This is a genomic window from Clostridioides sp. GD02367 (assembly GCF_045900275.1).
In the GTDB taxonomy this organism is placed as follows: domain Bacteria; phylum Bacillota; class Clostridia; order Peptostreptococcales; family Peptostreptococcaceae; genus Clostridioides; species Clostridioides difficile_A.
On record NZ_JBJODK010000007.1, the window covers coordinates 197,314 to 207,805 of the forward strand.

Annotated in this window: 10 protein-coding genes and 2 tRNA genes; all 12 read right to left on the minus strand. The window is 31.3% G+C overall.

Annotated elements, in window-relative coordinates; translation table 11 throughout:
• Nucleotides 1-205: 205 nt before the first annotated feature.
• The 12 genes from glmM to Q3223_RS11905 all read right to left on the minus strand — a co-directional run bounded on the left by glmM (nucleotide 206) and on the right by Q3223_RS11905 (nucleotide 10,464).
• Nucleotides 206-1,552 carry a phosphoglucosamine mutase gene (glmM, locus tag Q3223_RS11850; RefSeq protein WP_054268698.1) on the minus strand — a complete coding sequence of 449 codons (1,347 nt, stop codon included), beginning with the start codon at nucleotides 1,550-1,552 and terminating at the stop codon, nucleotides 206-208.
• 170 nt (nucleotides 1,553-1,722) lie between these two features.
• Nucleotides 1,723-2,280, minus strand: a complete 558-nt coding sequence (locus Q3223_RS11855; protein WP_054268697.1) for a 2-oxoacid:acceptor oxidoreductase family protein — start codon at nucleotides 2,278-2,280, stop codon at nucleotides 1,723-1,725.
• A complete protein-coding gene (locus Q3223_RS11860; RefSeq protein ID WP_003420710.1) occupies nucleotides 2,281-3,033 on the minus strand; it encodes a thiamine pyrophosphate-dependent enzyme in 753 nt (250 codons plus the stop codon).
• Nucleotides 3,033-4,112: a 3-methyl-2-oxobutanoate dehydrogenase subunit VorB gene (locus Q3223_RS11865; RefSeq protein WP_021382548.1), complete on the minus strand. Its 1,080-nt coding sequence runs from the start codon at nucleotides 4,110-4,112 to the stop codon at nucleotides 3,033-3,035. Before Q3223_RS11865 ends, Q3223_RS11860 begins: the two co-directional genes overlap by 1 nt.
• Before the next feature lie 28 nt (nucleotides 4,113-4,140).
• Complete coding sequence (locus tag Q3223_RS11870) at nucleotides 4,141-4,356, minus strand: 4Fe-4S binding protein (protein WP_021382532.1); 216 nt, start codon at nucleotides 4,354-4,356, stop codon at nucleotides 4,141-4,143.
• Nucleotides 4,357-4,398: 42 nt separating this feature from the next.
• Nucleotides 4,399-5,076 carry a hypothetical protein gene (locus Q3223_RS11875; protein WP_054268696.1) on the minus strand — a complete coding sequence of 226 codons (678 nt, stop codon included), beginning with the start codon at nucleotides 5,074-5,076 and terminating at the stop codon, nucleotides 4,399-4,401.
• Entirely contained in the window at nucleotides 5,066-6,145 is a 1,080-nt protein-coding gene (gene buk, locus Q3223_RS11880) for a butyrate kinase (protein ID WP_407812031.1), read from the minus strand. The genes Q3223_RS11875 and buk overlap by 11 nt, the downstream gene beginning before the upstream one ends.
• A 21-nt stretch (nucleotides 6,146-6,166) precedes the next feature.
• On the minus strand, nucleotides 6,167-7,069 hold the full coding sequence (gene ptb, locus Q3223_RS11885) for a phosphate butyryltransferase (RefSeq protein WP_021382540.1): 903 nt from the start codon (nucleotides 7,067-7,069) through the stop codon (nucleotides 6,167-6,169).
• Between the two features lie 305 nt (nucleotides 7,070-7,374).
• Nucleotides 7,375-8,556, minus strand: a complete 1,182-nt coding sequence (locus Q3223_RS11890) for a YbbR-like domain-containing protein (protein WP_054268694.1) — start codon at nucleotides 8,554-8,556, stop codon at nucleotides 7,375-7,377.
• Nucleotides 8,553-9,392: a diadenylate cyclase CdaA gene (gene cdaA / locus Q3223_RS11895; RefSeq protein ID WP_021382536.1), complete on the minus strand. Its 840-nt coding sequence runs from the start codon at nucleotides 9,390-9,392 to the stop codon at nucleotides 8,553-8,555. Before cdaA ends, Q3223_RS11890 begins: the two co-directional genes overlap by 4 nt.
• Before the next feature lie 914 nt (nucleotides 9,393-10,306).
• Nucleotides 10,307-10,380: transfer RNA gene (locus Q3223_RS11900), tRNA-Arg, on the minus strand.
• Between the two features lie 9 nt (nucleotides 10,381-10,389).
• Nucleotides 10,390-10,464 (minus strand) — tRNA-Gly (locus Q3223_RS11905).
• Between the last annotated feature and the right edge of the window lie 28 nt (nucleotides 10,465-10,492).

Here is a 10,492-nt window from a genome sequence, read left to right on the forward strand (position 1 = left end):
TTGGCTTCCCTTTGTCCATAGGATTACTCCTATTATTTAAAGAAGTCTTTCGATGGTAAACACACCGCAGAGCATCCGCCGACAATTCGATTAACTCTGACCTCGTCAACTTAGTTCCTATGTTACTTAATAATTATGTCTATAACTAAGTTCTGGCGCTTAGAAAGGTGCTCTCAGTATTTATACCTGAGAATACCCTTATAAATTACGATAATTTTTCTTGTATAAGATTAGCTAAATTTGTTGCTAATTCTTTTATTTGACCTTCCTCTTTACCCTCTAACATAACTCTAACTAATGGCTCAGTTCCTGATGGTCTTATCAAAACTCTACCATTTCCATCTAAAATAGATTCTATTCTTTCTATCTCAGTTTTTATTTCTGGATATTCCATATATTTAGTTTTATTTTCATTTTTTATTGTTGCATTTACTAATACTTGTGGATATTGACTCATTATTGATGCAAGCTCTGATAAAGGTTTCTTTTCTTGCAAGATTATATTTGCAAGTATTAAAGAACTAAGTACTCCATCTCCAGTTGTATTGTAATCTAAGAATATCATATGTCCAGATTGTTCTCCACCAAGATTGTATCCATTCTTAACCATATCCTCTAAAACATATCTATCTCCAACTGCTGTAGTAGATAAATTTATTCCATTTTCTTTAGCAGCTATTGTTAATCCTATGTTACTCATAACTGTAACTACTAAAGTATCTTGTGCTAATTTATTATTTTTCTTTAAATTTAAAGCACTCAATATCATTATATGGTCTCCATCAACAATTTGACCCTTTTCATTTACAGCAATTAATCTATCGGCATCTCCATCATATGCAAGACCTAAGTCAGCATTATGTTCCAAAACAGCATTTTGAAGTTGTTCTGGATGTGTAGAACCACATTTATAATTTATATTATTTCCATCTGGTGAGCTATTTATTGAAATTACACTTGCTCCTAATTCATCAAATACTATTGGTGCTACTTTATATGATGCACCATTTGCACAATCCAATACTACTTTTAATCCTTTAAAATCGGTACTTATTATTGATTTCAGATAGTCTACATAGTCCCTTTGTGCATAATGTTCATGTAACTTTCTTCCTACATTTTCCCCAATTGGTAGACATTCAATTTTATCTATATCATCTATATACTCTTCTATTCTTAATTCAATTTCATCATCCAATTTATATCCATTCTTATTAAAGAATTTAATTCCATTATATTCAACAGGATTATGAGATGCAGATATAACCACGCCACAATCAGCACCATATTTTCTAGTTAAATATGCCACTGCAGGTGTTGGTATTATTCCAACAGTAATAACATCACATCCAACAGACATAAGTCCTGCTATTAAAGATGCTTCTAACATATCTCCTGATATTCTCGTATCTTTACCTACCACTACTTTTACCCTGTGGTCTCCTTGAGCTAAGACAAAACCACCAGCTCTACCAAGTTTATATGCTAAGTCACATGTTAATTCTGTATTTGCTACTCCTCTAACTCCATCAGTTCCAAAATACTTTCTCACTAAAGATTCTCCTTCCATAATTGAAAAGCTTGCAATTTATATTATATTTTTATAGTTCATAAAATATCATTATATTCTTAATTTCAGTCATAAAAACATTTTAATACTTATCAGCAAAAAAGACAATAGAAATAATTCTATTGTCTTTTTTTTGACATCTTTTTTCTTTATTAGTTAGTTGCTACAGAACATGCAGCATCCATACCTTTTTGTAGAGCTTCTCTGTTTAATGGAACGAATTTTTCTTTTCTAGGTCCGAAAACTTTCTTAAATGCTTCTAATACAGATTCTATATCTACAGTATCAGCTACTTTTAAGTAAGCTCCTAACATTATCATATTAGCAACTTTGTCATTTCCTAACTCAACTGCTAATTCATTTGCTGGTATATAATAAACATCTACATCTGTTCTTTCAACTTTTTCTTTTATTAAAGAGCTATTTACTATTATTTTTCCACCAGGAATTACATCATCTTTGAATTTTTCAAATGCTGGTATGTTTAATAATATAGCTGCAGTTGCATCATCTGTTATAAGTGGAGAACCAACTGGTTCACTAGATACAGTTACTGCACAGTTTGCTGTACCTCCACGCATTTCTGGTCCATAAGATGGTAACCAAGAAACTTCTTTTCCTTCTAGCATTCCTGCATAAGTAAGTAATTGTCCCATAGACATAACACCTTGGCCTCCGAAGCCTGCACATATTACTCTAGCTGTAGACATTTACTTCACCTCCTCAACTTCAACATTTTTGAAATTTCCTAATGGATAGTATGGTATCATATTGTCTCTTAACCATTGTAAAGCATCATTTGGAGCTAGTCCCCAGTTTGTAGGACAAGTAGATAATACTTCTACTATTCCAAATCCTAATCCTGCTTGTTGAACTTGGAATGCTTTCTTTATAGCTTTTTTAGCTTGTCTAACATGAGCTGGAGTATCAACTGCTACTCTTTCTACAAATACAGCTCCTGTTAATGTAGCTAACATTTCGCTTACTCTTATTGGATAACCTTGAGTTTCAGCATTTCTTCCTGATTGAGCAGTAGTAGCTCTTTGTCCAACTAGTGTAGTTGGAGCCATTTGCCCACCAGTCATACCATATGTTGTATTGTTTACAAATATAGTAGTTATTTTTTCTCCTCTAGCAGCTGCATGAACTATTTCAGCAGTACCGATTGAAGCTAAGTCTCCATCACCTTGATAAGTGAATACTGTATTTTCAGGATGAACTCTTTTTATTCCTGTAGCAGCTGCTGGTGCTCTACCATGAGCAGCCTCTTGAGTGTCACAGTTAAAATATTTATATCCTAGAACTGAACATCCAACTGGAACAACACCTACAGCATCACCTAATACTCCTAATTCTTCTAATACTTCACCAACTAATCTATGGATTATACCATGTGTACATCCTGGACAGTAGTGAGTTTGAGTATCTTGTAATCCTTCAGTTTTCTTAAATACAACAGCCATTATCTAGCACCTCCTGCAACCAATTCTCCGGCAATAATTTTTTTAGCTTTTTCAACTATTTCTGCTGGTGTTGGAGTCATTCCTCCTGGTCTTCCATGGAAGTAAACTGGTAATTTACCTTCTACTGCCATTTTAACATCTTCCACCATTTGTCCCATACTCATTTCAACAGTTAATATGTTTCTAGCATTAGGAATTTGGTCAAATGCTTCAAATGGGAATGGCCATAATACTTTAGGTCTTATAAGACCTGCTTTTATTCCTTCTTCTCTTAATATATCAATTGCGCTTTTTACTACTCTTGAAGTAGTTCCATAAGCTGCAAATACAAATTCAGCATCTTCTGTTTTGTACATTTCGTATTGAACTTCATTTTTTTCCATTGCTTCAAATTTTTCTTGTAAATGCCAACAATGGTCTTCTAGTACTTCTGGCTCTAAGTATAGAGAGTTTATTACATTAGGTACTCTTTTTCCTTTAGTTCCAACAGTTGCCCAATCTTTAGGAGGCAATTCTCTTTTCTTTTCAGGAGCTTTAAATTCAACTGGCTCCATCATTTGACCTATCATACCATCTGCAACTACCATAACTGGTGATCTGTAGTAATCTGCAACGTCAAAAGCTTCCATTATCATATCAACAGCTTCTTGAACTGTAGCTGGTGCGAATACTGGAGTTCTGTAGTCTCCATTTCCTCCACCTCTTGTAGACATAAAGTAGTCAGCTTGTGAAGGTTGTATACTTCCAAGTCCTGGACCACCTCTCATTACGTTAAGTACAACACAAGGAACTTCTGCACCTACTGCATATGTTATACCTTCTTGTTTTAAAGCAACTCCTGGTGAAGATGAAGAAGTCATAACTCTTGCTCCTGCACCTGCTCCACCATAAACCATGTTTATTGCAGAAACTTCTGATTCAGCTTGAACGAACGCTCCACCTATCTTTGGTAACTCTCTTGATAAATATTCTGGTAATTCACTTTGTGGAGTTATTGGGTAACCGAAGAAATATTTGCAACCAGCTTCTATAGCTGCTTTTCCAAATGCTTCGTTACCTTTCATAAGTATCTTAGCCATTAAAATTCCCCCTTAAATATTAATTAAATTAATCTCTTTCTACTGTTATAACTACATCTGGACACATAGTTGCACAACTTGCACATCCTATGCATTTTTCCATTTCAAAAACAGTTGCTGGGTTATACCCTTTTTTGTTTATTACATTTGAGTCTAATTGTATGATTTTTACTGGACATGCTTCAACGCATAATCCACAACCTTTACAACGTTCTTCATTAAAAGATACTTTTCCTTTAGCCATTTACCTAAGCCTCCTTAAACTTTCTATATATTTGAGCTCAAACTACATCCAATCTTCTCTCATATATAATTTTATAGGAAAAATTTCTCCTTCTATGTCTTTTGGTAACTGTTCAACAAGATTTTCTAAACATGCAACATATCTTATAGGTATATTACATTTCTCAGAAACTTCTTTTGCAACTTTCTGTCCTCTTAAAACGTCATCAATAGTAGTAAATCTAATAAGATGAGTATTATTAATTAGACCTGTTACCTTTAACTTAGAAGATTTTTCTATTTCCTTTATATATTGGATAACTTCTTCAGAAGTTTGAGTTTTCTCCCTATTTGCATTTATTACAAAAAGCATATCATAGTCGCCTTCTTTTAACAAATGACTAAATCTTCCTATAACTCTGGCACCTACATTATCTCCACCTAAATCTATAACAGAATTGTATGAATTGTCCACCATAGGAGACATTACTTCTGCTGATACTGCTGGTAAGTCTAATGTTGGAGCATTGATTGAGCTATCAATTGGTTGTATACCTAAAGATTTCATTAGTTCTTTCTTTTCTCTAGTTCTAAAGTATACATTTACCACATCTAAATCGGCTATAGCAACTTTGCCAGAAACCATATCTCTTAATTTAATAACATAGTTCATCGCAAATTCACTTTTACCACTTCCATAGTGACCAGTTATGATTCTTATTCTTTTATCATTAGTTATCATAAACTTGGGCCTCTTCTTCACCAGTTAAAACTCTAAGTCCACCTTGAGCTAATGCAATCATTTCATCTTCTCCTGGATAAACTTTTACATCTGCTATAAATTTAACTCTATCTGTAATCATTTCTGTAAACATTTTTGAATATGCGATTCCACCAGTTAATAGTATTGCTTTTACATCTCCCTTAAGAACTGCTGCATTAGCTCCTATTTCTTTAGAGATTTGATATGCCATAGCTTCATATAATAATTTAGCCTTTTCATCACCAGCTTCAATTCTTTCTTCAACTTCTCTAGCATCATTAGTATTTAAATATGCAACTAATCCACCATTACCTTTTATTTTCTTTTTAATTTCATCTTGAGTATATTTTCCACTAAAGCACATTTTTACTAATGCACCTACTGGTAATCCACCACTTCTTTCTGGAGAGAAAGGACCTTCTCCATCTAATGCGTTTGCAACATCTACTATTCTACCATTTTTATGAGCTCCAACAGAAACTCCTCCACCCATGTGAGCAACTATAAGATTTATATCTTCGTATTTCTTACCTATTTCTCTAGCATATCTTCTTGCTATTGCCTTTTGATTTAGAGCATGTACTACACTTGCTCTGCTTATTTCAGGCATACCAGAAATTCTAGCGATATCTTCTAATTCATCCACAACAACAGGGTCTACTATGTATGAAGGAATATTTACTTCATCACCTATTTGCTTTGCTATTATTCCACCTAAGTTTGAAGCATGTTCTCCTAAAACTCCTACTTTTAAATCTTCAATCATAGCAGCACTTACTGAATAAGTACCACCTTTTATAGGTTTAAGAAGTCCTCCTCTACCTACTACAGCATCTAATTCAGATGTTTTTACTCCACCTTCTTTTAGAGCTTCTTCTATTACTTGTTTACGGAATTCAAATTGGTCTGACACTTTCTCATATTTTCCTATTTCTTCTGAAGAATGTCTTAAAGTTTTTTCAAATACTAAATCCTCATTATCAAATACAGCTATTTTAGTTGATGTCGATCCAGGATTTATTGTTAAGATTTTAAATATTTTGCTCATTTGCCTATTTCCCCCTTAAATTTAAGCCTTTGCTGCCATTAAAACACCTAAAGCTATTGAGTTAAGTTTAGTTTCTTCACTATCTGCTCTAGAAGTTAGTATTATTGGTGCTTTAGCTCCAACTATAACTCCTGCATTTTTTGATTTTGAGAAGAATACTAAAGCTTTATATAATATGTTACCACCTTCAATATCTGGAGCTAATAATATATCAGCTCTTCCTGCTACAGGATGATTTATACCTTTATGTTTAGCTGCTTCTAAAGACACCGCATTATCAATTGCAAAAGGTCCACCAACCATACAACCTTTGATTTCTCCTCTTTCATACATTTCTTCTAGTTCTTTAGCTTCAACTGTATCTTTCATTTTTGGATTTACTTTTTCTTTTGCGCATATTGCAGCAACTTTTGGTTCGTTTATATCTAATGAATGTGCTACTGTGCAAGCATTTTCTATGATTTGCTTTTTAGTATTTGTATCAGGAGCTAAGTTCATAGCTGCGTCAGTTATGAAAAATAATCTGTCATATCCCTCTACATCAAATACTGCTACATGACTTAATACATTTCCAGTTCTAAGACCTACTTCTTTATTTAAAACTGCTTTTAGTATTATTGATGTGTCTACTAAGCCTTTCATTACCATGTCGGCTTTTCCTTGTGAAACTAATTCAACAGATTTTAGAGATGCTTCTGCTAAATCTTTTATATCTATCAGTTCATAATTTTCGATATCCATGTCTATGCTTTTTGCAATTTCTTTAGTCTTTTCTATATCACCTACTAAAATAGCATCTGCTATTTTTTCTTTTCTAGCCATCTCAACTGCCATTAAAACTTCTTTGTCTTGACAACATGCTACTGATATAGTTTTAGGTCCTCTTTCTTTTGCAAACTTAATTACTTCTTCAAAGCTTTTCATGCATTTCCACCTCATCTTGAATTTTTTGAAATAGAACTTTTTATATCTCAATTAAATTATAACTCGTTCAGCAACGTTTTCCTAGGGATAATTGAAATATTTAATTCAAAAATATTTATTTAAATCTATTTATCAGTCTTTTTTCATAATTTCTAGTACTTTTTAGATTTAACAAATATCTCATTGTCCTTATTTTATAATATAACTAAAATAAACAAGATGCAACAAAAACATAAAATTAACAAACTTAATTTTATAGGTTTTTTTGTCGCATCTTGTAACAACTAAATATTCGAAATATTTGTTCATTCCACTTCAACAATATTAGGTTCTATATTTATTTTTTTAAATTGATATGTTGTTTCATATTTTACTTTGTATTTACTATCTTCTTCAGGTCCTTGTGATAAATCGATAAACAATGAAATATCTTTTTTATTTAACTTGCTTAAGTCTTCTGTCGATTCTACTACAACTTTTATATTTACATCAGAAATTATACTTGGATTATCCATATTTGCTGGTATATTTCTTAATTCAATATCCTCTACATTGTATAGAAACTCTGCACTTAACTGTTTTGTTTCATTTAATTTTATTGTTATAGAACTGTCTTCAAGAGTTATACCTTCTGGAACCTCTAAACTCACTTCTTTTTCTCCTCCATCAGCTAAATCAGCTAAATCAACAGGTTTTGTCTTAATATAATTTATTTTGTCTATATTTTCTTTTTTTCCTTTTATTGTAACTTGTTCTGCACTTAATTTATAGTTTTTCAGTGCATCATTATCTTTACCATCCTTCAAGTTCACTCTTATTGGTACAGTCTTTTCTTTTAATAATTCTATTTGTGCAGTTACAAAAGATGAGCTTAATGTTACACCTTCAACCTTTGTTCCACTACTATTTAATGGAATTAATTCTAATTTTTTAGAAAAGTCCTCTGTTTGATTTCCAACATCTAAGTTAGCTCTTACACTTTTGACTTCATTAACCAGACTTCTTGGTCCCGAAACATCGACAACATTCTTACTAAGTTCAATTTTGTTTATATTTCTTTTTGAATTTCCACTTACTTCTACCTTTATATCTCTTTTTTCTTTTATATTTTTTTCAAGATTCACTACTAAAACATCATGTTTAAATTCTATAGTGACACCTTGAGGAATATTTGCTTTTAAATATACTTCTTTCTGTCCTTGTATTGGGTCTTCAATAGTTCCATATACATGTATATCCTCTTTTTTTACACTTTGTACCTTTGATAAACTACCTTTTATATATACATCTGCTGTTAATTTTTCGTCTGGATATATAACAAGATTTTTATCTTTTAAATCACTCATGTTACTTATCGATACAGGTATATCCTCAAACCCCTTAGTTTCTTCAGGGTCAACTACAGCCATAACATACATCCATAATGCAATTGCACTTAAAAATGATATTATTTTTATTTTGGTATTATTTTTCAGTCTATTTATCATTTAAATATACCACCTTTGAAAAAACTTCTTGTTTCTGTATTTGTTTTTAGATTACTACGTAATATATTCATCATTCTTTCTCTAGAGATATCTCTATATAACTTACCTGATTTAGCAATTGAAACGCCTCCAGTTTCTTCAGACACAATCAGTGTAATACAGTCAGATACTTCACTTACACCTATTCCCGCTCTATGTCTAGTACCTAAATCTTTGCTTAAATCCTTACTTTCTGTCAGAGGTAAAAAACATGCAGCTGCCTTTACTTTGGAATCTCTAATTACAACAGCTCCATCATGTAGTGGTGTATTTGGTATAAATATATTTATTAATAGCTGTCTAGAAATCTCAGCATCAATAATAGTTCCTGTATTTATTATATCACTTATTCTAGTTTCTCTTTCCATTATGATAAGAGCGCCTATCTTTTGTCTAGAAAGTGAATATAATGCTTCTACAATTTCCTCTATATTTCTATTAAGAGTCTCTTCTGATGTATTTACATTCTTTCCAAATAAATTAAATTTTGCTCTTCCTATATGCTCAAGTCCTGCTCTAAATTCTGGCTGAAAAATTATAAGGGCAGCTATAACTCCATAATCTAGAGCTTTAAGAGATATCCAATAAACGGTATGCAGTTTAAAAGTGTTACTAAGTTGAGTTGCTAGTAAAAGAAATATTATCCCTTTAAATACTTGTTCTGCTCTTGTATCTTTTATAAACATAAATATTTTGTAAAAAATATACGCTACTATAGATATGTCAATTAAATCATATATACTCATTCTTAATATTATATTAAAAAATCCATTTAAAAAAGAATTTATATCTAACACAGTTTTATCCTCCTGTTTGATAACTTCTTAATTATTTACACTATGTATTATACTATATAAATCTAACTCTATACAAACTATTTAACTTTTGTGTAAATAATTCTAATTTTATGGTTCGAGATTGTTAAATAATCTCTAAAGACATAAAAAATATTGATTCAATAAATGTATATTTTTATTAAAGTTAGTTTTAGGTCAAATAATTCAAACCATCAAGGCGCGAATACAAAATAGTACTCGCGCCTTAACACAGTTTTATGCTATAGAACCTATTTAATATATCATTAATTAATATATATTTACTAAAATAAATTTTATAATCTGCTCATTAATTATATAACTGAAACATTATCTATCATAAATATTATCTTATTAACTTATTAATGTAATTCTTGCCTTAAAATAATAATCTGCTTTATAACTAGTCTAGATAAATTTATTTTAATATACTACTACAAATACTATTAGAAATTATTTTCTATAGGTAAAATAACACACATATTCTCAAACTTATGCATCTATTACCTATACTATTATAATTCATTTAGTATAACCTATAAATGTTACATTACATTGTCAATTCTCTATAATACTTAATTTTTCATAATTCATTATATAAGTACAATTAATTTATAAGTTAATTAATCATTCTAATATATTAATACTATAAAGTATACAATATAATGTATATAGACTTTATCCTATAGTTAGTGATTCCTTCTAACTAGAACTTTTATAAACGTCTTGTAAACTATTATACATTAGCATTTATATGTTTACAATATTAATGAATATACTGTAACTCTTAGAAGGTTTAAAGTTTGTAAAGAAAAAGACACAGGTAATATACATGTATCCTGTGTCTTTTTAAACAATATAAAAGTTTACTATAAAATATAGTAAACTTTTCTTAATGAGCGCACAGGGATTCGAACCCCGGACACACGCCTTAGAAGGGCGTTGCTCTATCCAGCTGAGCTATGCACCCAAGTTATTATGGAGCGGGAAACGAGATTCGAACTCGCGACTTCAACCTTGGCAAGGTTGCGCTCTACCACTGAACTATTCCCGCTTATTTAGTTTGGCGACCTGGAAGGGGC